This is a genomic window from Amphritea balenae (assembly GCF_003858655.1).
Classification (GTDB): Bacteria; Pseudomonadota; Gammaproteobacteria; order Pseudomonadales; family Balneatricaceae; genus Amphritea; species Amphritea balenae.
This window is the reverse complement of the sequence record NZ_RQXV01000017.1, coordinates 19,300-45,205: the sequence shown is the minus strand read 5'-3', so window position 1 is coordinate 45,205 and position 25,906 is coordinate 19,300. Positions and strand designations below refer to the sequence as shown.

Sequence of the window (25,906 nt, the reverse complement as noted above, 5' to 3'; positions counted from 1 at the left end):
CGTCTTAGCGCCAATGGTAGTGTAGGGATTCCCTATGCGAGAGTAGGTCATCGCCAAGCACCTAATTACGAAAAACCCCAACACGCTGTGTTGGGGTTTTTTCGTTTCAGAACGCAGGCTAGTCCGGTATAAAACCGACCGCTTCGCTAGTCCGATTAGCGCTGCGCGCTGTGTCCGATGCGGCTTCGCCGCGTCCGAACGTTGCTGCGCAACTTGTCCGATATAAAAGCGATCGCTTCGCTAGTCGAATGGCGCTACGCGCCGTGTCCGAGCATTTCATTTGTCCGATCGTAGCTGCGCTACTTGTCCGGTTACGAAGCAAGCTGCTAACCAGCCTTAAAAACAATTTTCACCACAGAGATCACAGAGGACACCGAGGAAAAGAAAAATCACAAAGGGTCCTGCACCGATAGCATTTATCTTATAGCTCTAACTCTTGAGGTCTTTTTTGACCCTCTCTGTGCTCTCTGTGTCCTCTGTGGTAAATCGCTCTTATCTCTTATCTCTTATCTCTTATCTCTTATCTCTTATCTCTTATCTCTTATCTCTTATCTTTTCCGCTCTTTCGGACGCGGCGAAGCCGCATCGGACAAGCGCAGCGTTCGGACAAGTGAAACGATCGGATCTCGACTCTCAGTACGGACAAGTGAAACGATCGGATCTCGGCCCTCAGTACGGATAAGTGAAACGATCGCGTTACGATGCTTAAGGCACAAAAAAACGCACCCTAAGGTGCGTTTTAAGACGAGCTGGTTGAAGATTAAACCCGTATGAGCTTGTACACGGCTGTAAGCGCTTTAAGTTTGCGCATTACCGTTGCCAGATGTACCCGGTCTTTGACGGTCAGGTCCATGTGTACAGTATTCAGTGCATCATCGGTTTCAGTGATATCAATCTTCAGAACATTGGCGCTGGCGCCGGCAGCAGTTGTTGCCAGTGTTGCGATAAGGCCGCGTTCGGGCTCGACTTTAAGGTCCAGGTTGACGATGAATTCTTCATCGATCGTGTTGGCCCATTCAAGATAGACACATTTCTCCGCATCATCTTTCATAAAGGCGATATTGCGACAGTCTGTCCGGTGAATAACCAGGCCCCGTCCGGTGCTTATATGGCCGGTAATTGTATCGCCGGGTATTGGGCCGCAGCAGCGGGCATAGTGCAGTACCATCCCCTCGGTGCCTTGTATGGATAGCGTTGCCTTACTGTCAGAATCATCTTGCTCGGCGTTATCAGACGCTTCTACAGGGCGTAGACGGCGGGCTACGACGTAAGCCATACGATTGCCCATGCCGATGTCTTCTAACAACTCATCAAAGGTCTTGAAATTAGCCTCTTCAAGCAGCGTACTCAATGCTATCGGATCAATATCGTCGAGGCTTGAGCCATAATTGGTCAGGAACTGGGTTAACAAGCGGCGACCCAGTTCGATCGACTCACCACGATGTTGTACTTTGATAAAGTGTCGGATAGCAGAGCGTGCCTTACCGGTAATAACAAAGTTAAGCCAGGCCATATTAGGCTGAGCACTGGGTGTGGTAATAATCTCTACCGTTTGTCCGCTCTGTAATGGCTGTGAGAGCGGTGACAGGTGGCGATTAATGCGACAGGATACACATGAGTTACCTACATCGGTATGTACCGCATAGGCGAAGTCAACGGCGGTTGCACCCTGGGGTAGTTCGTAGATCCGTCCCTTAGGGGAAAAGACATAGACTTCATCCGGGAACAGGTCCGATTTAACCGTTTCGATAAACTCCATTGAGTTACCGGCGCGCTTTTGCATTTCCAGCAAGCCCTGCACCCACTTACGGGCCCGGTTATAGCCATCGATAGCAGAATTCGAATCGCCATAGATTTTATAGTGGCTATGTTCGGCAATACCCTGACTGGCGACAGCATCCATCTCTTTGGTACGAATCTGTACTTCGATGGTGATGTCACGGGCACCAAAGAGGTCGGTATGCAGTGATTGATAACCGTTGGCTTTAGGGATGGCGATGTAGTCTTTAAAGCGTCCGGGAACCGGTTTGTACAGGTTATGCACAACCCCCAAAGCACGATAACAGTCGTCGACTGAATCGGTGACTACCCGGAAGGCGAATACATCCATTATTTCTGCAAATGAAATCCCTTTAGATTTCATTTTGCTATAGATGCTGTACAAGTGTTTTTCTCTACCACTCACACTACCGCCCATGCCTTCTTGTTTCAGGCGATTTCTCAGGGCCTCTTCAATGGAGGTAATGACATCTTTACGTTGTCCCCGTGCCTGAACGACAGCGCGGCGGATATATTTAGCACGCATCGGGTGGTACGACTGAAATGCCAGATCTTCGAGCTCTAGTTGTAGGTCCCGCATGCCTAAGCGGGCAGCTACCGGGGCATAGATATCCAGGGTTTCTCTGGCTATTCGACGTTGCTTCTCAGGGGGCATCGCACCCAGAGTACGCATGTTATGTAACCGGTCTGCCAGTTTTACCAGTATTACCCGGATATCGACTGCCATAGCCAAAACCATCTTTTGAAAGTTTTCAGCCTGAGCTTCGGCGCGAGTTTCAAATTCCAGATGGGTCAGCTTACTGACGCCATCTACGATATCAGTAACCGCCTGACCAAACTGGCCTTCCAGTCCGTCGCGGGAGACTTCGGTGTCTTCGATTACATCGTGTAGCATGGCGGCCATCAGACTCTGATGATCCATATGCATGCCGGCAAGAATTGAAGCTACTGCTAAGGGGTGAGTCACATAAGGTTCGCCGCTTTTGCGACGTTGACCATCATGCGCTTGTTCAGCGTAGAAATAAGCACGTCTAACCGCCTTGATCTGTTGCAGATCCAGGTATTCGGTTAGACGATCAGAAAGCGCATCAACAGTTGGCATCAATCACTCCTATGCCTCTTATAGCCGCTCTATAGTCAGAACGACAAAATAACAGAAACTATAGTGATGATGCCTTATAAAAGCCGTTGGAAAAAGGGTTAATCTTCTTCGCGTTCATCCAGAATGGAAACATTGATATGTTCTTCAGCAATTTCACGTAAAGCAACCACTGTTGGCTTATCATTTTCCCAGTCAACTTTAGGGTCTTTACCACCGGTAGCGATCTGGCGAGCACGCTTAGATGCAATCATTACCAGTTCAAAACGGTTGTCTACATGTTCCAGACAATCTTCAACAGTTACGCGTGCCATTGGCGACCTCGGTCTTTAAATTCAGTCATTCAGGCCATAATTCAGACCTGATTCGGAGAGCCGGCCAGTCTACCTGAGACAGCCTATTCTGACAAGAGCCCGCTGAGCAGTGACGAAAGTTTTAATTGCTGTTTGTCCAACTCAAGGCGACGAGCAGTAAATACTGCCTGAAGATCCTGTAGTGCAGTACTGAATTCATCATTGATGATCAGGTACTGATATTCGCCGTAATGGCTCATTTCACTTAGTGCTTCAGACATCCGGTGGTTAATAACTTCGTCGGAATCAGTACCTCGCCCGGTCAGACGATTGCGCAGTTCATCGGTTGACGGTGGCAAGATGAAAACAGAAACACATTCAGGCATTAAGCGACGTACCTGCTGTGCGCCTTGCCAGTCGATCTCAAGAATGACGTCTTTACCTTGTTGTAACTGTTCTTCAACCCAGAGTTGAGAGGTGCCATATTTATTGGTAAATACTTCGGCAAACTCCAGGAACTGGCTTTGCTCAATCATCTGATTGAACTGTTCCATTGGTACAAAATTGTAGTCTTTGCCGTTCTCTTCGCCAGGACGCATCTCACGGGTTGTATGGGAAACAGATACACATACTTGCTTATCTTGTTCCAGAAGAGCTTTAACCAGGCTGGTTTTACCTGCGCCGGAAGGTGCGGAAATAACGAACAGCGTTCCAAGTTGTTTCATGAGACTGAAATTACCGATCTTTAATGTGTTAAGGCGAGAATATACCTTATTCTGCTTACGCTAGCGACCGGATCAGATCGGATTCATGCGGAACCGGTGGCCCCTGAATTCAAGGATAACACCTCGTCTGGTGATCTCATTGAGCTGCAAACTATCTGATATCTGCTGTCCCTGACGGAACATCTGGCCATTAATTTTTACCATTCGGGCATCTGGATTATTGGCATAGATATGAACACTAAATTTTAAACCGGTGAGCCCACGTTGAATCTCTGGGGGTAACTGACGCCAGTGTGGAATCTGATCTTTATTCGTTGCATCTGTTTCTGATAGAGCAACCGGCTTAGGCGCTACCAGCACTGGCTTTGCGGGTGTGGCAGGAGCGATAGTAATCTCTTCTGTCCGGGCCGGCCGGGCAGGTTGGGCCTCTGGCTGAGGATTAATCGTTGCTAGTTTTGGCGCAGGCTTTGGTGTTGAAACAGGTTCAGGTTCTGTCAGCTCAATTCTGACGCCCAGCAGGGCCTGGTGATCCGTTTGGTCAGTTATTGGTGCTGTCGATATTTGCTGCAAAGGCTGAGGTAGGGTGGCTGCAGCCGTTGTGGGTTCAGCGCTCTTGAACTGGTTGAGGCTAACAATGACGAGCAATACTAAAATACAGAGAAACAGCCAGCGCGGCAGAGTCTGGGAATGGGCTACATGATCAGGCAATTTTGGCGTTGTGATCTGACTGGTAGGACGCTGTTTATCTGATTGTTTCAGGGCATCAAGAATGTAGGACATAGTATTACCTCAACCGTCCTGTATCAGTTTTGGGACTTTCAATTGGGTCGCTGTGTTCAGGTGAATAGCCGTTCTTGGTCCAATGATTCCATCTGCAAGCAGTCCTTTGCTCAGCTGGAATTGTTTAACTTGTCTGACCAGTGGTGGGCCATAGAAAAAACTGTTGTCGGAGGTTACTTCTGAACCGTTTATCTTAGCCATTTGTTTGGTTAGCCAGAGAATATTCTGCTGTTGAATCCCCGGCTGTATCATACCGTCATAGCCGGGTGGCAATTGCCAGAATACAGTGTAGGTATTACGCCAGAATGGATTGAGGTCAGACAGGGGGAGTTCCAGTAGCTGTTCATCAATTATCAGTCGAGCCCGGCCGTTTTTAACTGAGGTCAGGGTGGCGTAGAAATCACCATAACTATTGGCCAGTTTGATTACAGCAGGGCGATTCAGTTCTAACAGCCGTTCAATAGAGCCACTGCTGAACAGGCAATCATAACCAACCTTTCGGGCATATTTACAGATGATCGGGTTTTTTCTGGGCTGGTAGTTGATACCCCAGAGCCGGAAAAGAGCGCGGTATGCTAATACCTGATTAAGTTGTTCTTCTGCCTCCCCTGTGAAGCTTTTAGTTGCTAGCAATGTTGCAGGGGCAGGACCTGCGACTGAAGTTATGTTGTTTTCGGCTGCGATAATGCCTGGATTAAGAGCCGCTCCAAAATTTGAAGTCCAGTCACTGAGCTGGACTCTGAAGCTCCAGGATAGCGCTACGATAGCCATAATCATGAGAGCTACCATTTGCCAGTTAAATGCTGTCGGCCAGGTTGTACTTTTTTCGCCAAGGGCTTCTTCAGCCGCTTTATTCAGGACGCTGATTTCTACACGGTTATGGCGTTCAACAAATGCCCCCAGCAGAGCTCTGTCACATACAATATTTATAAGGCGAGGAATACCATGAGTTATACGATAGAGCTTGTTAATGGTTGAGTCTGGAAATAATTTTCCCTGAACGCCTGCGACAGAAAGTCGATGGCTAATATAGGACTCCAGTTCACTGCGATTCAGTGCGCCGAGATGGAATCGAGCGGTAATACGTTGTGATAACTGCCTGAGTTCAGATCGCTGTAGCTGGTTGAGTAATTCTGGCTGGCCAATCAGGACAATCTGTAGCAGCTTACTGCAGTCGGTCTCGAGGTTAGTTAGCAAGCGAATCTGTTCCAGAACGCTGACACCAAGGTTCTGTGCTTCGTCAAGAATCAGAACAGTATTACGACCCTGAGCATGGGCATTCAATAAATAACTGTTAAGAGCATCTACATAGTCTTTCAACCGGATATCGTCTGAATCAGGGTAGCTTATCTTCAGCTCGTCACAGATTGCAGCCAGTAGCTCTTCACTACTGAATTTGGGGTTCAGAATCAGTGCGACATCCGTGTTTTCAGGTAGTTGATCCAGCAGGGCTCGACAGACTGTCGTTTTTCCGGTTCCAACTTCACCGGTTAACAGTACAAAGCCTCCATTGCTGCTAATTCCGTATAAGAGGTGCGCCAGAGCTTCTCGATGTTGCTTGCTGAGAAACAGGTATCGTGGATTTGGCGCAATTGAGAATGGCGGTTCGTCCATTCCAAAATAATTGCTATACATGATAGATACCTTTATTCAGGTATTTTTAACTATAGAACTTAAAATAGTTTTTTACGCGATTGATTATTTAATTGTTTTATAGGTAGGTGTCAGCAATATATTTGTTGGTGAAATAGAGACACAATAATAAATATAATGTAAACAATAGTTAACACAACATATTAAAAAACTGTTAAATAAGGTTTGCATGAATTTATAGCACGCAGAGCGAGTGCTATATGAAAAGATATATGAATTATAGGGCAGGTTATAAACTAAAATTAGCAGCACAATATAGAAGTATATGGAGTGTAATCCCCATGGCATTTACTACAAGGGGGGGATACACAGGCGATTCGTTGGATCTGTCGCGCAAAGTGCTTTATCTGGATCTTGGTTCAAATGAATCGATTCAGTTTCCAGAGCAGGTTTTATCAAAATGGCATTTCCAAAAAGTATCTGAGCCGAAGCTGGCTCAGGAAATCCTTGAAAACAACCCATTTCCGGTGGGGTTGGTGCAACTGGATAATCTCACTGCTATGCAATATGACCAGGTGCAGCATCTGGTGAATGATACACCGCATACAAACTGGATCGCTTTACTACATAAACCATCTCTTGATCATCCAACGATTCGAAAGCTGATTCATGACCTGTTTTATGACTATCATACGTTGCCGTTACCAGAAGTTGAAAGTGTAACCCGGCTGCAGTCCACCCTTGGTCATGCATATGGGATTGAGGTATTGGATACGCCATTAGCAAAAGCTGAACACTATGAGCTGGAGTGTCAGATGGTTGGTGGCAGCGAGGCTATTCTGAATATCTTTGGTCAGATTCGTAAGGTAGCTGCAACCGATGCCCCGGTGTTGATAACCGGAGAAAGTGGTACCGGAAAGGAGCTGATCGCCCAGGCGTTACATATTCGTTCGGATCGTTCCAGAGGGCCTTTTATTCCGGTCAATTGTGGCGCGTTGCCTGATACTTTAATCCATTCAGAGCTATTCGGGCATGAAAAGGGTGCTTTTACCGGAGCGCATCGACAGAACATTGGCCGGATAGAGTCGGCAAATAACGGTACGATATTTCTTGATGAGGTGGGGGATCTGCCTCTTGAGCTACAGACCTACTTATTACGCTTTTTACAGGAAAAAACAATCGAACGGCTCGGTAGCAGTAAAACCTTTGGCGTAAATGCCAGAGTAATAGCTGCGACTCATGTCAATCTGGCAGAAATGGTGACTCAGGGAGCTTTCCGGGAAGATCTCTACTTTCGCCTGAATGTGCTTAATATTCAGGTTCCGGCACTGCGGGAACGGGTCGAAGATATTCCATTATTAGCGCAGTACTTCTTTCAACACCTTAAGCAGGAAGGTAATAGTCCTGCGCGGGGGTTCAGTCGTGATGCACTGGAGTACATGAGTCAGTACCACTGGCCCGGAAATGTCCGGGAGCTTATCAACCGGATCCGTCGGGCTTTAGTGATGGGTGAACATAAGTTGATTACCGCAGAGGATCTGGGGCTGGAGGAACAACTGGCAGCACCTTTGATCTATACTTTAGAAGAGGTAAGAAGCAGAGCAGAGAAAGATATGCTCCAGAAGGGCATGCTGGCTTCGGGAAATAATATTACTAAGGCTGCACTTAGTCTGGGTGTTTCCAGAGTGACTCTTTATAACCTGCTTGATAAGCATCATTTGCGTCGTTAAGCAGGGGTTACAGCAAAATCAATAGGTTGTAAGTTCTGCTTTGCAATTCAGTAGTATACTGTTCAATAACACTTTATAAGTTCATATAAATCAATGCTTTGTATTTTTGGCCCCAGCTTTGCTGTACTTAATGTATAAGTTGGAGTATTACTATGCAGAAGCGTCAGCCCCCAGCAGGGAAGCCGGATAAAAAACAGGAAGACAGATTAGAGTCTGCTCGATCTATAGCGGGTGATTCTTCCTGGGCGGATATGCAAAATATAGATCTGTCGGACGCGCTGTTTCTTGATACTCTGTTACTTAACTCGATTGAGCAATATCCCCGGTATGTCTGGTTATGGGATGAATGTATACCTGATAACGAGTATTATCATTGAACCCGATTGGTTGTATTGATCTGGTATTATTTATTAAAACCCTCTTCTGTCTCTGATGTAATACAGTAAAAACTTAATAAAATCAGTTGCTTGTTTTTTATGCATAAAAAGCTGTTTACAATCGGCGACATATTTAATGTTAAGAAATAATAACAATTTATACTTATTGTAAATTCTGATTAACAATAAATAGCTATATAAAGCATCGTCTTACAATATATAAGAATAAAACAGATCGACTTTTCCCTCCCTGTATTAATGCTTTTCTTTGTCTTCCATCAATTAAATATCTAGTCAGTCTGAAAAATACAGCGACGTTATCTATTAACCTTCAGCTGTATTTTCAATTAATGGCAGTAATTAGCGAAACATGTCACAAGTAACTTGTTGATTAAAAAACAATCAATGTTTTGTGGTCTGGTCTGTGCATATGAAGCCGGGCAATGGATGCCGGGTCATATCCCGGGCTAGATAGATCAGAACATAAAGCGATTCTGGTTGATAGCAAAAGAGCGATTTCTGATCGCAGACAGTACTTAAACTATTGACAGATCCTCTCACGAAAAGGCAAAGCCTGAAGTGTACAGGCTGCGCAAAGTCACGGACTCCTACATTTAATAGGAGTAGCCGGACTACCGAATGAGAGTTAGCAACTTCGGGCCAGCCTGAATGAGGATCTTCAACCTGATTTACAGGGGAGATCTTTACATGAGCCAACTTAGGCCCCGTTTCGCAATAACCATCGCCAGCCTCAGCTTGAGCGCTGCCGTAGCTTTCGCAAGCGCCAATGCTGTAGCACAGCAACCTGAGCACGCTCATTCAGCAGATCATTCAGCTGGCCATGGCCAGCAAGTAGCAACAAACAATCCCGCAGCACAACGTAAAGCCGCAATCGAATCTACCGAATCATTTATCAATGCTCATAAACAGTGGGCGCAGGCTAAAGGTGCCGCGAACAAAGCCGCCGCACTGGAAAAACTGATTGCCAGGGCTGAAGCCCGCCAAGCGATGCTGACCGAACTAGCTCGCACCAATCCAGTTGAAGCGTTAACGATTGCGATACCCGAAGAGAAACAGATCGGAATGCCCCCTGCGGTTCTGGAAAAGCTGGAGCAACGTTTTGCCAGCAGCGGCGAACTGGAAGTTCTTTATGCGGATTTTGCCGATGGCAGTCATGAACTGCGCCACTACCTGAATACTCCTTTCGGCGAGCGCTTCCGCCTGAACTTTGCCGGACATCCCGCGCAATTTATGCAGGGCGACAACGTCAGTATTGATGGCGTCCTGCTCAGCACTGAAGATGAGTCCGGCAACAGCGACGGCAACATCGTTCTGGCTGCCGATGACACCGGTATCCAGACCTTAGCGCTGGATGGCAGTGGCAACGGCGGTGAGCCGGGGCCGGTGGCTAACAGTTTAGGCGAGCAACGTACTCTGGTGATGCTGGTTAACTTTCAGGATGACAGCTCTCAGCCATGGTCACAGGCACAGATCAGTAGCCTGGTAAAGGGTAAAGTTAACGACTTCATGGTCGAAAACTCTTACGGGCAGACCTGGCTAAACTCCGATGTAACCAACTGGATGACGATTAGCGCATCCAAATCCGGTTGTCCGACCGGTACCTACAGCTCACTGGCAAACCAGAAAGCACAGCAATTCGGTTATAACCCTGCCAACTACGATCGTCTGATCTATCTGTGGCCGCAGAACTCCAGCTGTGGTTTTTCCGGTCTGGGTACTGTCGGCGGTGCACCGTCTAAATCCTGGATTAACGGCCAGTATCTATGGAACATATTTGCCCACGAGCTGGGTCACAACTTTGGTCTGGGCCACTCCCACGACCTGAATTGCGGTAGCAGTACTCTGGGATCCAACTGTTCAGTAACTGAATATGGTGATTTTACGGATACGATGGGAGCCGGCTTTAACGGCCACTTCAACGCATTCCAGAAGGATCGTCTTGGCTGGTTAGGCTATGGCTCGGCCCCTGAACTGACCACCGTTACCAGTAATGGTAACTACACCATCTCGCCCTATGAAGACCAGAATGGCTCCGCCAAGGCGCTGAAGATTCTAAAAGACACTGATCCGTCCACCGGTGAAAACAGCTGGTATTACCTTGAGTACCGCCAAGCCAAAGGTTTTGATAGCGGCCTCAGTGGATACGGCACCCAGATCAACTTCCTGAACGGCGTTACCGTGCACAGTGGTAACAAGTCAAATGCTAACAGTAGCTATCTGCTGGACATGACACCCGGCAGCAGTGGTAGCTTTTACGATGCCGCTCTGGAAGAGGGTTACGGCTACAACGATTCCAGCGCTGGCGTCAGCTTCAACACCACCTGGCTCGACGGCAACAGTGCCCAGATTAGCGTCAACCTGAACCAGCAGAGCTGCATCAGCAACAGCCCAACCTTGACGGCGGTAAGCTCTGAAAGCGCCTGGGTCGAAGCAGGCACCGCTGTAACCTACAGCCTGATCCTGACCAACCGGGACAGCAGCGCGTGCGCCAGCTCCAGCTTTAATCTGGCAGCCATACAGCCGAGCGGATGGAACAGCAGTCTGTCACACAACAGTCTGAACCTGGCACCTGGTACGAGCACTACGATCCATTTGACCGTTACGTCATCCAGCAGTGCCGTTGATGGTTTCTACGATATCGTAACCAGTGCCAGCAAAGGTAGTCAGACAGCCAGCACCACCGTTACGTATGTCGTCAGCAATCCAGCGTCTAACACGGCACCGGTCGCTAACAATGACAGCGCCAGTACAATTGCCGGCAACAGCGTGTCGATCAACGTGCTGTCGAATGATAGCGATGCCGATGGTGATTCCCTCACTATCAGCTCCGTCAGCGGCGTTAACGGTAGCGCAACAATCAGTGGCAGCAACATTATTTTCACGCCATCCGCCGGCTTTAATGGTACGGAAAATTTCAGCTACAGCATCAGCGATGGCAAGGGTGGCTCGGCAAACGCCAGTGTTTCGGTATCGGTTAGCCCGGCACCGTCCAGCAATAGCGCACCGATTGCAGTCAACGACGGCGCAGCCGTGGCAAAAGGTTCGAGTGTTACTATCAGCGTTCTGAATAATGATTCGGATCCGGATGGTGACAATCTGATACTGACTGGTGCCAGCGAAGGTAACAAGGGAAGTGTGATAGTGCATAGCAACGGAACCCTGACCTATACACCGGCCAAGAGCTTCAAAAATGGTGACAGCTTCAGCTACAGCATTAGTGATGGCAAGAAGTCAGCCACGGCGACGGTATCGATCAGCCTCCTGTCCGACGGCTCTGGTGGTGGTTCCGGCGGGGGCAAAGGCAACGGTAAAAAACGTTAAATCCTGTCATCAAACTCAGGATAACGAAAAGGGGCCGCTGATGCGGCCCCTTTGTTATTTCGAAGCAATTAAGTAAAGATTACTTACCTAGTATGCCCCCAGAAACGGTCAGTAAACCATACGAATCGCCCAGATTAATCGGTTGTGAGCAAGAGGTATGGAACTGCACGGTTTGTATCAGGTCGCCAGTCGCATAGTCATAGATCAAGAAACGACTGCGTGGTGAAACACCGCCCTTGAATCCGGCATAGCTAAAGCTATCACCTTCCTCTAGAGCACCGGTTGTCAGGACCAGTTTACCCCGGTGGGTATAGACCTCGACATAGACCTCATCAGGCGCTACTACATTGAACGGATCGATAACAACTTCATTACCGGTCTGCGGACCCGTTCTATCGCTGACACCGTCGTACATCATGGTCAGCTCTTTAGGCCTTCCGCTAACGCCTGGTTCAGGACAGAACTCAACTAGCAGGTCATCATTGACGATAGTACAAGTGACATGCTCATCCTCATTGAGGGTAACCGTGCCGTTCAGTACCGCCGGACATTTCGCCGAATCGCCGTTGCCCTGGCCTATGGATACGAATTCATAGCCCATCAGACCTGCCTCGTTCAGTGCGATGGCTGTATTGGCATCTACATCCAGCGTAACGCCGGAGTTAACACCAGTACCACCGATGCTCAGACCGAAGTCATTCACGCCGGCAGTACCGCCATCGTCATTAATGACTTCCTTGATCAGCGTAATGGTTGGAGTAATGTCATCGTTGACGATAGTACAAGTGACATGCTCGTCCTCATTGAGGGTAACCGTGCCGTTCAGTACCGCCGGACATTTCGCCGAATCGTTGTTGCCCTGACCGATGGATACAAATTCATACCCTGTCAGGCCCGCTTCGGTTAGCGCAATGGCTATATTGGCATCTACATCCAGCGTAACGCCGGAGTTAACACCAGCGCCACCGATGCTCAGACCGAAGTCATTCACGCCGGCATTACCGCCATTGTCATTAATTACGTGCTTAATCAGCGTAATGGTCGGAGTGATATCGTCGTTGACGATGGTACAGGTAACATGCTCATCCTCATCGAGGGTGACTGTGCCGTTCAGTACCGCCGGACATTTCGCGGAATCGCCGTTACCCTGACCGATGGATACGAAGTTGTAGCCAGTCAGGCCGGCTTCAGTCAATGCAATGGCTGTATTGGCATCTACATCCAGAGTCAGGCCGGAGTTAACACCAGCGCCACCGATGCTCAGACCGAAGTCATTCACGCCGGCATTACCACCGTTGTCATTGATCACTTCCTTGATCAGCGTAATAGTCGGTGTGATGTCGTCATTAACGATAGTACAGGTAACATGCTCATCCTCATCGAGGGTAACCGTACCGTTCAGTACCGCCGGACATTTCGCCGAATCGTTGTTGCCCTGACCGATGGATACGAATTCATACCCTGTCAGGCCCACTTCGGTTAGCGCAATGGCTATATTGGCCTCTACATCCAACGTAACGCCGGAGTTAACACCAGCGCCACCGATGCTCAGACCGAAGTCATTCACGCCGGCATTACCGCCATTGTCATTAATTACGTGCTTAATCAGCGTAATGGTCGGAGTGATATCGTCGTTGACGATGGTACAAGTGACATGCTCGTCCTCATTGAGGGTGACTGTGCCGTTCAGTACAGCCGGACATTTCGCGGAATCGCCGTTACCCTGACCGATGGATACGAAGTTGTAGCCAGTCAGGCCGGCTTCAGTCAATGCAATGGCTGTATTGGCATCCACATCCAGAGTCAGGCCGGAGTTAACACCGGTACCACCGATGCTCAGACCGAAGTCATTCACGCCGGCATTACCACCGTTGTCATTGATCACTTCCTTGATCAGCGTAATAGTCGGTGTGATGTCGTCATTAACGATAGTACAGGTAACATGCTCATCCTCATCGAGGGTAACCGTACCGTTCAGTACCGCCGGACATTTCGCCGAATCGCCACCACCCTGACCGATGGATACGAAGTTGTAACCAGTCAGGCCGGCTTCCGTCAATGCAATGGCTGTATTAGCATCCACATCCAGAGTCTCACCGGAGTTAACACCAGTACCGCCAATGCTCAGACCGAAGTCATTCACGCCGGCATTACCACCGTTGTCATTAATCACTTCCTTGATCAGCGTAATGCTCGGAGCGATGTCATCATTGACAATAGTACAGGTAATATGCTCATCCTCATCGAGGGTAACCGTACCGTTCAGTACCGCTGGACATTTCGCCGCATCGCCGCCGCCCTGACCGATGGATACGAATTCATACCCTGTTAGTCCCGCTTCGGTTAGAGCAATGGCTATATTGGCATCTACATCCAGCGTAACGCCGGAGTTAACACCAGTGCCTCCGATGCTCAGACCGAAGTCATTCACGCCGGCATTACCGCCATTGTCATTTACCACTTCCTTGATCAGCGTAATGGTCGGAGTAATGTCATCGTTGACGACGGTACAGGTTACTTCCTGACCAAAATCAAGTGTGACCGGATGAGATACCGTTTGTGCAGTATTATCGTCGACACATGCAACATCGCCGTCCTGACTGTAGCCAGGGAACGGATTCTCAGTCAAAGTGTAGGCTGTTTCAGCAACAACGGTTGGCATAGCGCCATCGCTAAATACAGTATCGCTATAAATACCTCCGTTCAGTACCAGCTCAAAATCGCCTGGCACTGCATTGCCGCCGTTATCATTGGTTACCGATTTAACCAGAGTCAGCTTCGGTTCAACAATATTAATAAAACGACAGACAACGACTTCGAGTTCATCCACATTGATGGTTGCTGTTGCGCCCGAGGCGCTACTGTCCGTATCCAGTTCTCCATCTGGATTCCGGCAGGATACGCTTTCAAACGTAGTGCCCGCGGGTAAGCCTGATTCTGTTACGGTGTATTGAGTCGACGTACCAAACGTAGTCGATACAGAAATTGAGCCGGTTACAGCATAGCCATCAACCGCTGCATCACGCACCGCACCGTGTGGTGATTCTGTGGTATTGCCACCGATCACAGGGGTCAGCCCTGGTACCAGCAGTCCGCCACCGGTAAAGGTGAACGTAACACCTCCACCACCGCGCAACTCTTTCTCAATAAGAATAGTGGCAGGTCCCGGCAGTGCTACCGGACAGAATACAGAAGCCGGTGTACCGTTGTTCGCAGCGATTTGGTTTGTAAAGCCTTGAGGGCTGTACACCGCATCGGCGGTATTGGTTACACCCGGTATATCGTTTGAACTCGGAGTATAGGATAAGACAAAGTCGATAGACTCATCGATCGCCAGCTCAGCCAGCGCATTCTGTTTTGCCTGTGGCAACAGCGCCAGAATATTCCCACCAAACAGCGGATCGGTCAGGCTGCCCAGCTCCATAATCGGGGTATCAGATGAACTGGTATTGGTCAGGGTAAAGCGGAAGTCCAGTGGTTCGCCCACTTTCCAGGCCCTTTCACCATCCCCGCTGCCGATACCAATCGGACAAGATTTAACCAGCGTAAAGCTTGGCTGGAACAGGTTGACCGAATGATCATCCGAGCCATCGACACTGTCACCGGCCAGGTCACTCTGGTTGTTATAGGAGACGTTAAGAGTGTTAGGCAATATCTGCAGAACACCAGACGAATCGTAAATACCATCGGCTTCATCCCCCACTACAATCCGAGTAGCTTCAATAGTACAGTAATGACCTGCAAGCAAGGCAGCACCTTGGGGGCCACAATCACTACTGGTTACATAGAGGTGAGAAGCAGGAACAGGGTCGACCAGATCACCCAGCAAAGTATCAATGATAAAATCCTGATACAGGGTAATTGCCCCGGTATTGGTGATCTTAAAGGTATAATCAACAGGATCTGTAACCTTACTCAGGGTATCTCCAGTCTTAAGGACGTCGATGCTACACAGATCAAATTCACCACCGACATGGTCCCACAGCTTGGCATCTTCAGACCGGGAGGCCCGGGTTTCTGCCAGGAAGCTGCTAAAGCAGGGTGTCATACCCAACAGCTGGGTAAAGTTGATACTACCCTCGTAGAAGCTTTCAGCCGGGAAACTTCCTCCAGGCCCTGACTTAGGCGTATAGCTCCAGGGCGCATTAACACTGCCGTCATTGGTAATGGCACATGCCAGCTTATTACCACCGGAACCAACACCACAAGTAGCGGACTGACCCGAAGTATCGGAGTCGTACAGTTGATGCAGGTTTTTCGCAGCATTATCGTCACCCTCATCCAATGGATCCCACTCGTAAACCCGAATCAGCGGGTTTGCATTAGACCCCTGTGGGTACTCGACCAGCACCAGAATATCGCCGCGCTGTCCAATCGATATATTCTTTTGCTGATGCATCCCGGTAAATCGAGATGGTCGACTCGGATCTGGCCCTACATCCTGATGGAAAAACCAGAAACCGGCATGGGCATCACCATTATTGGCAAAACGGTCCAGACCAAAGTTAACGATCAGGTCACCGACCTGATGAATACCGTTTCCGCTGGTCAGGCTATACGCAGCCGCATAGGCATTGGTTATCTGGTCCTTATCCGGTGTGGAACCAGCCTTGAACCACCAGTCAGGAACATCATGGATATCCTTGGAACCACCTTTCCAGAAAATACTGCTATCCGGAGTACCATCCACCGGACTGGGGTTTTCATCGTTGATGATCCCGGTAAAGACAGATGACAGTCCCGGAGGACAATCATCACCCGGAGGATTATCCCGTACATTCCCTTCAGGACAATCTATATAAAGTGATGACCAATCGTCTCCGGCTGATCCAGTACCTGATGCTAAGTCTGTCGCATCTCCATCAAGCTCAAACACCCCGAGGGAATCCACCGCAGCAACAGTCATCATTATCACCAGAGCTGCGGCAAACACACTGCCCATGATAAATGATGTAAGTTTAAAAAATGATGAGAACGTTCGCATGTCCCACCTCCTCTATCTCTGACAGTCTTTGAACCTGTCAGAGCGTATTTAATTTCCGATCCGGTTCGGTCGCTCCTTCTAATACACCGTTGCAACTACAACTGCCGGTTATCCCTTTTCGGTACAACACCGCAACGGCGGCCATCACCAGAACACTTGAAAATAAATAGCTGCCTAAACATAGGAGAGTGGTTTTTTTATGCCAGCCAGACTGGCGTTCCCTTATTCCCCGGTAAGCCTCTGATACAACAGGCGACGGGGGCGTGTTACCACCCAAAATCCGTCCACACAGCTACAACCTTGTCCCATCGACTACTCCACTGACGGGATCCAGGCAGAAACTTCTGTTTCCGTCGTTGTGATATGTAGCAAAGGCCGGGCCATAGTTGCAATGATTTGATATATAAGAGTTTTTTAAAAAATGAGCTGAAGGGGAAAAGCCTAGATGTAATCGGAACTTTACAGATTTAAATGATGATTTATTAACTCTATGATTATAAAGTAAAAGAGGTAATAAGACGGGTGTTAAGGGCCCTTAACACCCGTAATCCAGTTGTTTACAATACGTTGGCAGATGGTTTTTCTGACGGAGAGAAAACTCCTTTCAGCTTATTTTTAAACTCGCGCGTTACATCTCGGGCCTCTGTCCGATCGGTAACGGCGGTTGGTGTGATCAATACGACCAATTCGGTACGTTTTTTAGATTCTCGGTCACTACTGAAGAGCCAGCCAAATACCGGAATATGCCGGGCACCGGGCACCCCTTCATTGCTGTTTTCGTTGTTTTCTTTGATTAGGCCACCCAAAACCAGAGTTTCACCGCTTTGCACGGCAACACTAGTATCAATTTTTCGCTGCGTAATGGTTGGGGAATCAATTTCGGAGGAAGCTGTTTCGGCTACATCGTTTACTTCCTGAGATATGTCCAGCACCACCATGCCACCCGCATTTACCCTAGGAGTCACTTCCAACAGTACCCCGGTATCCTTAAACTGAATCTGGCTGGTGGTATTGAGGGCGTCACTGCCAGTGTTGGTCGTCTCTGATGTACGTACTGGCACCTGATCGCCAACACGAATAGATGCGGTATGGTTATCCAGAACCATCAGGGAGGGTGAGGAGATCACATTAACCTTGGAGTCTTTTGCCAGGGCGGTTAGAAGTAGCCGTGTACTGACGGCATCAAAGACCTCATAGGAAGCACTGGGGGAAAAGGGTGCTGTAATATCTGAGCCATTCAGAGATGAACCCAGAGTACCCCGACCGGTTCTGTTACCGACACTGTTTTTAAAAAACCATTGCAGGCCGAAACGTAATTCATCTTCCAAAGTCACCTCGACAATAGTCGCTTCGACCAATACCTGTAAGGGCAGCACGTCAAGCTTATTCAGGGCGCCCAGTACTTTTTCGTAGTCGCCGGGGGAGGCGAGTATCAACAGGGCATTATTCTCTTCATCTGAAATAATACTAACTTCCCCAACACTCAGGTCAGCAGGAGCACTAACTGAAACTGAGCTGGAAGCTTGATCAGAACCTTCTATTTCGGTCTCGTTTGTTGTCGTAACAACTGCTTGCCTCGGTCTTTCATCTTCGTTCTCCCTTCCTCGATTACTGCGGCGTTGCCCGTCAAATAAGCTGGTCAGCATCTCCGCTAGATTTTCCGCCTTGCCGTTTTGCACATAATAGACATACATACCCAGGCCGCTGGAGGTTTCAGCCCGATCGAGACGTTGAATCCATACTTTTGCATCTTTCAGGTACTTGCGTTGGGAGGTCATCACTAGTAAAGCGTTGAGCCGTTCGATCGGCATGTATCGGACCACCCCGGCCAAAGGCCCATCGGCGCTATCACCAAAGATCGCTTCAAGCTCCTCTACTAGCTCCGTCGGTTTCACAGATTTCAGGCGAAACAGGCCAACTGACATGCCCATTAGCTGATCGATATCAAACACCTTGATGGTCTGGTTTAGATTGATCAACTCTTCCTGGGTACCTGCCAGAGTCAGCAGATTACGATGCTCGTCCGCCTCGATCAATCCCTGCCTGGGCTTGATCGGCTCCAGGATCTTGACCATCTCCTTAGCCGATATATATTGCAAGGGTACGATCAGCACCTGATATCCCCGATCAGCAGATAGCTTGGAATCAACCTTCAACATACTAGCTGGTACCGAATCGGCTGGTACAATTTCATAAAAGTCCTGCATTTTCACTAATGCAGCACCGTTGATCTGTAGCAAATGCTCCAGTATCGGAATCAGTGATCGGCGGGGGATGGGAGCGCTGGTCTGAATATAAGCCGTTCCCCGTACTCGTTCATCGATAGCAAAGTTCTGTTGTAAGATATCGCCCAGAATTGTTTTTACCACTTCACCAATTTCTGCTTCCTGAAAATTCAGGGTAATCTCTCCTTCCTCAGACTCTGTAGCCTCGGGCCGGGTAACTGGCTCTAGATTCATAAAACGACCATCCCCCTGATACAATTCGTAGGAAGGCAATTTTGAGCTGGGCGAGGTAACCGCTTCAGTTGAGAAACGTTCCGAACGTCTATTCTGGTCAGTATCAGGAACAGTTGCGACCCGCTCGAGTTCTAAAAGTGAAGCTTTCTGGGGCTGGTTCCATGGATTATCTAACACCGCACGATCTGATGGTGTAGCGGTGCAGGCAGCGATCACTGAACAACACAGAATTAACAGATAGTTCCTCATTTCGTTATATCTACACATAACTTTTCATCCTTACCCGGTTACATTGTCTGTACCTTTCCCCCTGGGGAGTCAGACTTATTACCAGAGTTATTGGGTCTGCTCGTATTCACTGCTTCTGTGTTACGAGCACTCTTAGATGACCTAGCTTGATCAGGTGTATCCTTGATTAACGGTAGCCGAGGCTGATGCAGCTCCAGCCATACGCTCTCTTCACCTGACACCAGCGTTACGCCATCTTTTGTAACTTGTTCCAATTGCCAGGAATCATCCAACGGCAAACCTTCTTTTATACGTAGGCGCTTACTGCCATTGCGCTCTGAAAACAGCGCCATCAGCTGTTCTGCTGTGATCATTACCCCGGTCAGACGCCAGTTTTCCCTTAACTGCTGCGCATTGCCGCCGCCCGATTGAGCCGATTGATGACGAGGCTTGCGGTCGGGGTTGAACAGCGGGCGTGAACTGATCTCACTATACTGTTGCAGTGGCGGATACTCCGGCACACTTTCTGCCAAAGCGGAATCCGCCACCCGGATAATATCCTCGCTATGAGCTAGCGGGGTCAGAACGTATAGGCCCAGCAGGAAAAACAGCGCACTCCCGCGAACGGAGCTGCTATGTATGGAAATCATGGTGTCGCCTCCGGTATGGCGTAGCCAATCAGATCAAACCGGACATCTAAGGAGCGGATTTCAGATACGGGCTGCGCTGTACGTTGGCTGTTGTTCTGTCGTTGCGGGCGCCGCTTTGTACGCGCATCGGCAATAACATTCAGGCCTTCAATAAACAGTAGCGGTCGCCCGGATTCAATACTGTGCAGCAGGCTGACCAGCTCACTGATCTCCAGCTGCAGGTGCACCTTTATCGCCACCCGGGTGAGTGGCTCATCACCAGTACGGTTGAGAATTTGGGTACTCATTACCTGGCCACCACTGGTACGCATTACCTCACTCAAATATTGCTGTAACCGGGCCGCCGCCAGCGCCGGCTTACTTTCCGGCAGAAAGAAATTATCAATTTCGCCGGACTGTTTCAGCTGTTGCAGCTGCTGCTCGGTTTGCTCGCGCCCCTGACTCAGGCGCTGGTAGGTTTCAAGCTGCTGTTCGAGGGAATCAATTGACTCACCGTATTGAATATAGCGGCTCATTAAAGGGTGGATAACAAAGACCACCACTACCGTCACGACCAAGAGCAACAGCAACAGCGCCAATGATTGACGCTGTTTTCGGGGCCAGTGAGTCATCATTGTGCACCTGCCTGCCGCTGCCGGGCAGAGATCGAAAATCGCTCTTTCTGGCTACGCGGATTAATAGTGACCGGAGAGGAGAAGCGCACATCTTGAAACAGTGTGGACTCTTCCAGAATAGCGATCAGAGCGGAGGCGTTAGTTGATTCACCCTGTATCACCACAGTTCCGTCCTGAAGGTTCAGTCGGCTGATCCAGGTGGTATCGGGAAGTAATCGGGTCAATTCGGATAACAGTACCAGAGAGGAGCTTTGTGGATCCTTTCTGGCGATTAGGAAGCGCCGATTATCCTGCAGTAGTTGTAACTCATCTCGCAGCTGTTTTGCATGCTCTGCCTGCGCACGCGGCTCGATCACCGCCTGCTGCAGATTAGCCTGATGTTGGTAGCGCTGATAGAACGCCCCCATCACGATCAACCCCAGCAGGATCAGCAGCCATAGCTTACGTTGACGGCTATCTTGTCCGTTCTGGGACTTGCCCGGTTCGCCTCGCTGCAGCAGGTCATTGGCGGGGTTGTCTATCTCCTCCGGTACGACGCCTTGCGGTACTACGCGTCGGGGCTCAACCCCTTGCCGGGCCAGTTGTTCTAACAGTTCATCGAGCACCGCACGGGTGACAATCGCCAACTCCACCTGAATCTTATGCTGCTCCTTCGCATGGCTGCTGATGCGATAGCTGAAATAGACCTCTTCCGCTTTAAACGGCGTATTCCGATCCATCTCAAAATTCAGCACATCGGCCAATTTACTGCGGGTTGCTTCCGGCAGGCTGATTGTTTTACGCAGGATATAATGCTCCGGCAACAGCAACACTACCTGATCGGAGAGCGAAGTCAGCGCTTTACGCTGTTCAAGTTCTTCAGGGCCCGAGGCCTGATCGAGATGGAATTCGGTCAGTAGCGCTGAACGGCTACCGCTATAGGTGTGCAGTCGACAACTGCCATTGATTAATTCGACACGTACAGAGCGTGTCTGCACCTTAAAGTATTTACGTATCGCATCAGGAACCAACCCTGCAAGTTCCCCCCCCCACCACAACCAGAATTCATTACTGGTTTGCAGCATTTTGCTGAGCCGGGAGCCTGAACGGGAATGAAGTTCTGTTCCACTCACCGGGGCATCCCCTCGCCTTGTTTAAGGCTCATTATTACTGAACTTATATGATTGTTCATGTTGAACATTCAGTATCTTAAAAACCCTCTGCCCTTGCTTCCCTTGCCGCCGGACTACTGCTGCAATCCCTGATTGTGTCCGCGGGTCAATTACCGCTTGTGTATGAATAGTGTAGTTGACAGCTTTCAAACTGGTAGAAAAATAAACCGATGACAGCTGTTCAATCGGTGGCTGCAAGCCGGACAGATGCAGTTGCCGGCGCGCCTCAATATACTGATCAATTGCCCCCTCGCCCTGTTCGGTGAACGCCAGCAAAACAACCTTGGGCGCCACCAGCGGGTTTACAAGCTGCCTGCCGGAGTAGATAGTGATACCCGGCCTGATCTCTCGGAAAATCACCTTATCGAAGCCCAGTACCCGTTGCAGCTCATCGATACTGTCAAACGGCGCGTTCTTCGCACCGTAACTGTATCCGGCACTGAAATAATCATCATCTTCGGCACCGTTCAGGCGGCGGAAGTCATCCTCATCACGCCAATCGAGTATCGCATCCGCCAGCGCTTCGGCCCGCCCCGCCTCCAGATCGGCCGCCTGCAATAACCGCTGCAACATCTCTGCACTGGCAATATTAATATCGATCTTGCCATACTCATCCTCTACCGCGGCACTGATCCGGATACCATCGAGTGACATCTGGTAGGTGGAACCGTCCGCGATCCAGGGAGTCTGCTCCGGCGGTATTAACAGCCCCCAGAATGCCCACTGGATTCCCGCTTCTGCGGCGTAGCGTGCTTGGCTGGCCTGAACGATATTACGGGTCATCAGTGCGGAGGAGCGGCTATTGGCGGAGAGTGTTCCGGCGATCAGGGTCAGCAGCACCAAGACCCAAAGCACACTGATCAAGGCCAGTCCGCGCACAGAGGATGCACCGACTAAACGCCGCTTAGGTCGCCGATTTAATAACATAGCTATGCTCCCGCGGCACCACGATTATTTCCGGCCAGTCCAGCGGCTGCGAATCGGTCATCTCAAACGATAGCCGGATCAGCTTAGGTAAGGCATACCGGTCACGCCATTCGCTGTGCCACTGCCCCTGACCATCAGGCTCATCTTCAAAGTATTCAAATCGGATTTGCTGAAGGGTTCCCTGCAACAGGGTGTAGGTCGACGTTGATTCGGTTCGAAAGTCTGCCAGCATCTGTTCCCAATCAACCTCTTCAACATTATCAAATGGTGCGGTACTCAACTGCAGCCGTGGTTTCAGGAGATCCTCAGTATTGACCCGCAGATAGATCCAGGTCAGCAGCTTGCCCTGATCGTCAGCATTCAGAAAACCGGTAAATATAAGCTCATTTTCCAGCCCGTAAAAACCAACTACCAGTGTACCCTCCTCAAGCGAGGCGACCCGTTCATCGCTCACCCCCATCAGTTGCTGACGCAGGAAGTGCTGCAAGGTAAACGCTTCACTGATATGTTCGCTACGCTGTCCAACCGTTTCCCAGCTGCGGATCGCAATGCTCAACCCGCCAAAGACCAACGCCATAATGAGTCCGCTCAATACCAGCGCGATAAGTAACTCAAGCAAGGTGAATCCGCGTTGCCGTGAGACCTCTCTGGATGATTCAGTTCGGCCGTTCATTGTCTTTGCAGCCTGATTGTTGATAGGGATAGCGCCTGCTCTGAGCTGTCATCCCAGCGCACAGACACGGTAATCCGATACGCTTGAATCTGATCGTTGATGCGTCCCTCCTGATCGGGGAACTGATAACGCCGGATCTCAGAGCTCCAGCTGAAGCGTTCATCGACTCGGCCCCGATCTTCGCCCTCATTGAGCTGTAGTTGGGCCAGTTCCTGATCGATCTGACTCTGCGCGATCGCTAACGCCCGCTGCTGTATTTCCACGCTACGACTGGTCTGGGCAGACAGTGAAAAGATCTGCAGGATAATCCCCAGCGATAGCGACAGAATGGCAAACGCCACCAGCGTTTCCAGCAGCGTAAAGCCCCGCTCAGCGTTCATCTTGTCCCTCGCCAATCATGATCCTCCCGGTCAGCCAGTGCACTGAGATCTCATAGCGCTGAAGGCCACTCGCAAGCGCCACACTGCCGCCGCTGGAGCTGCCGTCAGGAAAGAAGCTGATTGTGTTTCCCTCCGACTCAGGCAAGCCACGGGCAGCGGGTTGCCAGGTGATCTGTACCGCTTCTGGCCAACTCAGTAATCGCGATTCACCTGGCAGCTTGACGCTGCGTTGCTCCGCCTCATAGATAAGGCTGACCGTCCGGTTTTCAGTAATCGCCTGACTGCGTGCTTGTCGAAGCAGCGCGGCGATCTGTTGCGCACCGGTTTTAAGCTCTACGCCCGGCAGGACCGCCACCAACCGCGGCGCAACTAAGCCGAGTAACAGCGTAGCAATCACCAGCACCAGCAAGATCTCCAGCAGGGTAAATCCAGCCTGTGAACGGTTACTGCCAGCTACCCACATCGCTGTTCTCACCCTCACCACCTTCCTGACCATCCGCACCAAGGGAGTAGAGATCGAAATCGCCATGCTCGCCGGGATAGCGGTAGTGGTAACTGTTCCCCCAAGGGTCCTCACGGATCACTCGCTTAGTCAGATAGGGGCCGTTCCAGTTTTTGGCCTCGGAGGGCTTCCTGATTAAAGCTTCCAGCCCATCGTTAGCACTGGGATAGCGCCCAACCTCCAGCCGGTACAGATCCAGAGCCGCGCTGTATTCCTCTATCTGCAGCGCAGCAGTCTTGGTTTTTGAACTGCCCAACTGCTTCAATACCTGCGGCCCGACCAGACTGGCCAGCAAGCCTAAAATAACTAGTACCACCAGCAGTTCCAGCAGGGTAAAACCCGAAACAACCCGGCGCTGTTTACTGGCCATATTCAATGTTTCCATATAAACCTCCTGTTCAGTTACACAGGCAGTTGGTTAATCGATAGGATCGCAACCAGTATCGATAGGATAATGCCGGCGATCAGTACCCCCAGGCCGACAATCAATGCTGGCTCAAGGATTGTCAGCATGCGCTGAATCGCGGTACCGACCTGCCGGTCGTAGACATCGGCGATCTTCAGTAGCATCTGATCCAGCTGACCGGTTTCCTCCCCGACCTGAATCATCTGCAGCATCAACGGTGGGAACAGCTCACTCTCAGCCAGCGGCTCCGCCAGGGAGCTACCCTCTTTGACCCGCTCGGTCGCTATCTCGATCTCGCCGATCAGGGCCCGGTTCAGCAGCGTATTGCTGGCGATAGACAGTCCACTGAGCAGCGGGACTCCGGCCCGCACTAAGGTGCCCAAGCTGCGGCTGAAACGGGCCACCTCCAATTTCTGGCTGAGACCGCCCCACAACGGCAGCGACAAGCTGCGTCGATCCCAGCGCAGCCGGATAGCGGGCTGACGCAACAGCGAGCGCAGATACAACCCCAGCAGCACTAATGCGATTAAGATCCACACGCCGTAGTCGGCCAGCACACGGGCACTGCCAATCACTACCTGCGTCGCCAGCGGTAACGCCTGCCCCATATCGCTGAACAGCTGTTCAAACTGGGGCACCACATAGGTCAGAATAATCAGTAACGAAAACGCGGCGACAAAGAGCAGAATAGCGGGATAGATCAGCGCGGAGAGGGTACGTTCACGCAGCTCTTTACTGCGCTCGAGATAGACCGACAGGTCATTCAGGCCTGCGCCAATATCACCGGCAGCTTCTGATGCCTGAACCATATTCAGATAAAAGGGTGAAAATGAGTCAGGAGAGCCAGCCATGGCAGCCGACAGGGCTTGTCCCTTACGAACCCTTTGCTGGATCTGATCAATCATCTGTTTCTGGGCTTCGCCACTGGTAACTGATGCCATAATTTCTAAAGCACGATCCAGCGCTATGCCCGCTTGTATAAGGGTAGATAGGTCCTGAGTAAACTGTAATATTTGCTGGTGGTTTGAACGGTTTAACCGGATCTGCATATTCCAGAAACCGGAACTGCTATGCTCCGGAGCTGCGTCTACTGTCATCGGGATCAGTCCCTGACGTTGAAGCTTTTCGACCGCTGCATCTTTGTCGACAGCATTGATCAGTCCATCCCGGATCTCTCCTTCGCTGGTGACTGCCTGATATGAGTACTCGGCCAT

General features: G+C 50.0%; 19 protein-coding genes and 1 riboswitch. Of the genes, 3 read left to right on the top strand and 16 right to left on the bottom strand.

Translation table 11 applies throughout. The annotated features are described in order from the left end of the window. Positions 1-760 precede the first annotated feature (760 nt). The 5 genes from EHS89_RS20425 to EHS89_RS20405 all read right to left on the bottom strand — a co-directional run bounded on the left by EHS89_RS20425 (position 761) and on the right by EHS89_RS20405 (position 6,311). On the bottom strand, positions 761-2,881 hold the full coding sequence (locus EHS89_RS20425; protein WP_124928023.1) for a RelA/SpoT family protein: 2,121 nt from the start codon (positions 2,879-2,881) through the stop codon (positions 761-763). 98 nt (positions 2,882-2,979) lie between these two features. Then, entirely contained in the window at positions 2,980-3,192 is a 213-nt protein-coding gene (rpoZ, locus tag EHS89_RS20420) for a DNA-directed RNA polymerase subunit omega (RefSeq protein ID WP_124928022.1), read from the bottom strand. An 83-nt stretch (positions 3,193-3,275) separates the two neighbouring features. After that, the gene (gene gmk / locus EHS89_RS20415) at positions 3,276-3,896 is read right to left on the bottom strand and encodes a guanylate kinase (protein ID WP_124928021.1); all 621 of its coding nucleotides are present in this window, start codon (positions 3,894-3,896) and stop codon (positions 3,276-3,278) included. Between the two features lie 72 nt (positions 3,897-3,968). After that, the gene (locus tag EHS89_RS20410) at positions 3,969-4,676 is read right to left on the bottom strand and encodes a general secretion pathway protein GspB (protein WP_124928020.1); all 708 of its coding nucleotides are present in this window, start codon (positions 4,674-4,676) and stop codon (positions 3,969-3,971) included. Between the two features lie 9 nt (positions 4,677-4,685). Continuing rightward, the gene (locus EHS89_RS20405) at positions 4,686-6,311 is read right to left on the bottom strand and encodes an ExeA family protein (RefSeq protein WP_124928019.1); all 1,626 of its coding nucleotides are present in this window, start codon (positions 6,309-6,311) and stop codon (positions 4,686-4,688) included. A 299-nt stretch (positions 6,312-6,610) separates the two neighbouring features. On the opposite strand from EHS89_RS20405, the gene EHS89_RS20400 reads away from it, so the two are divergent. The 3 genes from EHS89_RS20400 (at position 6,611) to EHS89_RS20390 (ending at position 11,718) form a co-directional block, all read left to right on the top strand. Beyond that, positions 6,611-7,999 (top strand): sigma-54 dependent transcriptional regulator, encoded by a 1,389-nt coding sequence (locus tag EHS89_RS20400; protein WP_211340387.1) that lies wholly within the window; start codon positions 6,611-6,613, stop codon positions 7,997-7,999. 152 nt (positions 8,000-8,151) lie between these two features. Then, positions 8,152-8,376 (top strand): hypothetical protein, encoded by a 225-nt coding sequence (locus EHS89_RS20395; RefSeq protein ID WP_124928018.1) that lies wholly within the window; start codon positions 8,152-8,154, stop codon positions 8,374-8,376. A 556-nt stretch (positions 8,377-8,932) separates the two neighbouring features. Further along, a riboswitch (cyclic di-GMP riboswitch) is annotated at positions 8,933-9,016 on the top strand. A gap of 68 nt (positions 9,017-9,084) precedes the next feature. Next, positions 9,085-11,718: an Ig-like domain-containing protein gene (locus EHS89_RS20390; RefSeq protein ID WP_170167561.1), complete on the top strand. Its 2,634-nt coding sequence runs from the start codon at positions 9,085-9,087 to the stop codon at positions 11,716-11,718. Positions 11,719-11,797: 79 nt separating this feature from the next. On the opposite strand, the gene EHS89_RS20385 is transcribed toward EHS89_RS20390, so the two are convergent. The 11 genes from EHS89_RS20385 to EHS89_RS20335 all read right to left on the bottom strand — a co-directional run bounded on the left by EHS89_RS20385 (position 11,798) and on the right by EHS89_RS20335 (position 25,906). Beyond that, entirely contained in the window at positions 11,798-16,702 is a 4,905-nt protein-coding gene (locus EHS89_RS20385) for a prealbumin-like fold domain-containing protein (RefSeq protein WP_124928016.1), read from the bottom strand. A gap of 557 nt (positions 16,703-17,259) precedes the next feature. Further along, positions 17,260-19,428 (bottom strand): type II secretion system secretin GspD, encoded by a 2,169-nt coding sequence (gene gspD / locus EHS89_RS20380; protein ID WP_211340386.1) that lies wholly within the window; start codon positions 19,426-19,428, stop codon positions 17,260-17,262. A 20-nt stretch (positions 19,429-19,448) separates the two neighbouring features. Next, positions 19,449-20,039, bottom strand: coding sequence for a DNA utilization family protein (locus tag EHS89_RS20375; protein ID WP_124928015.1), 591 nt, complete (start codon positions 20,037-20,039; stop codon positions 19,449-19,451). Then, positions 20,036-20,653 carry a type II secretion system protein GspM gene (gspM, locus tag EHS89_RS20370; RefSeq protein WP_124928014.1) on the bottom strand — a complete coding sequence of 206 codons (618 nt, stop codon included), beginning with the start codon at positions 20,651-20,653 and terminating at the stop codon, positions 20,036-20,038. The genes EHS89_RS20375 and gspM overlap by 4 nt, the downstream gene beginning before the upstream one ends. Continuing rightward, positions 20,650-21,765: a PilN domain-containing protein gene (locus EHS89_RS20365; protein WP_124928013.1), complete on the bottom strand. Its 1,116-nt coding sequence runs from the start codon at positions 21,763-21,765 to the stop codon at positions 20,650-20,652. Before EHS89_RS20365 ends, gspM begins: the two co-directional genes overlap by 4 nt. 21 nt (positions 21,766-21,786) lie before the next feature. Next, positions 21,787-22,731, bottom strand: a complete 945-nt coding sequence (locus EHS89_RS20360) for a type II secretion system minor pseudopilin (protein ID WP_124928012.1) — start codon at positions 22,729-22,731, stop codon at positions 21,787-21,789. Next, positions 22,709-23,404 (bottom strand): prepilin-type N-terminal cleavage/methylation domain-containing protein, encoded by a 696-nt coding sequence (locus EHS89_RS20355; protein WP_124928011.1) that lies wholly within the window; start codon positions 23,402-23,404, stop codon positions 22,709-22,711. The genes EHS89_RS20360 and EHS89_RS20355 overlap by 23 nt, the downstream gene beginning before the upstream one ends. Next, positions 23,401-23,784, bottom strand: a complete 384-nt coding sequence (locus EHS89_RS20350) for a type IV pilus modification PilV family protein (protein ID WP_124928010.1) — start codon at positions 23,782-23,784, stop codon at positions 23,401-23,403. The genes EHS89_RS20355 and EHS89_RS20350 overlap by 4 nt, the downstream gene beginning before the upstream one ends. Further along, complete coding sequence (locus EHS89_RS20345) at positions 23,774-24,259, bottom strand: GspH/FimT family pseudopilin (protein ID WP_170167560.1); 486 nt, start codon at positions 24,257-24,259, stop codon at positions 23,774-23,776. Before EHS89_RS20345 ends, EHS89_RS20350 begins: the two co-directional genes overlap by 11 nt. After that, entirely contained in the window at positions 24,228-24,671 is a 444-nt protein-coding gene (gspG, locus tag EHS89_RS20340; protein WP_211340385.1) for a type II secretion system major pseudopilin GspG, read from the bottom strand. The genes EHS89_RS20345 and gspG overlap by 32 nt, the downstream gene beginning before the upstream one ends. 17 nt (positions 24,672-24,688) lie before the next feature. After that, entirely contained in the window at positions 24,689-25,906 is a 1,218-nt protein-coding gene (locus tag EHS89_RS20335) for a type II secretion system F family protein (protein ID WP_124928008.1), read from the bottom strand.

Excerpts from the sequence above, each read along its gene's own strand:
- gspD (WP_211340386.1), bottom strand. The coding sequence starts at position 19,428 with ATGTGTAGATATAACGAAATGAGGAACTATCTGTTAATTCTGTGTTGT.
- EHS89_RS20425 (WP_124928023.1), bottom strand. The coding sequence starts at position 2,881 with ATGCCAACTGTTGATGCGCTTTCTGATCGTCTAACCGAATACCTGGAT.
- gmk (WP_124928021.1), bottom strand. The coding sequence starts at position 3,896 with ATGAAACAACTTGGAACGCTGTTCGTTATTTCCGCACCTTCCGGCGCA.
- EHS89_RS20395 (WP_124928018.1), top strand. The coding sequence starts at position 8,152 with ATGCAGAAGCGTCAGCCCCCAGCAGGGAAGCCGGATAAAAAACAGGAA.
- EHS89_RS20375 (WP_124928015.1), bottom strand. The coding sequence starts at position 20,039 with ATGATTTCCATACATAGCAGCTCCGTTCGCGGGAGTGCGCTGTTTTTC.
- EHS89_RS20335 (WP_124928008.1), bottom strand. The coding sequence starts at position 25,906 with ATGGCCGAGTACTCATATCAGGCAGTCACCAGCGAAGGAGAGATCCGG.
- gspM (WP_124928014.1), bottom strand. The coding sequence starts at position 20,653 with ATGATGACTCACTGGCCCCGAAAACAGCGTCAATCATTGGCGCTGTTG.
- EHS89_RS20405 (WP_124928019.1), bottom strand. The coding sequence starts at position 6,311 with ATGTATAGCAATTATTTTGGAATGGACGAACCGCCATTCTCAATTGCG.
- EHS89_RS20390 (WP_170167561.1), top strand. The coding sequence starts at position 9,085 with ATGAGCCAACTTAGGCCCCGTTTCGCAATAACCATCGCCAGCCTCAGC.
- EHS89_RS20355 (WP_124928011.1), bottom strand. The coding sequence starts at position 23,404 with ATGAACGGCCGAACTGAATCATCCAGAGAGGTCTCACGGCAACGCGGA.
- rpoZ (WP_124928022.1), bottom strand. The coding sequence starts at position 3,192 with ATGGCACGCGTAACTGTTGAAGATTGTCTGGAACATGTAGACAACCGT.
- EHS89_RS20400 (WP_211340387.1), top strand. The coding sequence starts at position 6,611 with ATGGCATTTACTACAAGGGGGGGATACACAGGCGATTCGTTGGATCTG.
- EHS89_RS20360 (WP_124928012.1), bottom strand. The coding sequence starts at position 22,731 with ATGTTATTAAATCGGCGACCTAAGCGGCGTTTAGTCGGTGCATCCTCT.
- EHS89_RS20350 (WP_124928010.1), bottom strand. The coding sequence starts at position 23,784 with ATGAACGCTGAGCGGGGCTTTACGCTGCTGGAAACGCTGGTGGCGTTT.
- EHS89_RS20385 (WP_124928016.1), bottom strand. The coding sequence starts at position 16,702 with ATGCGAACGTTCTCATCATTTTTTAAACTTACATCATTTATCATGGGC.
- EHS89_RS20410 (WP_124928020.1), bottom strand. The coding sequence starts at position 4,676 with ATGTCCTACATTCTTGATGCCCTGAAACAATCAGATAAACAGCGTCCT.
- gspG (WP_211340385.1), bottom strand. The coding sequence starts at position 24,671 with ATGGAAACATTGAATATGGCCAGTAAACAGCGCCGGGTTGTTTCGGGT.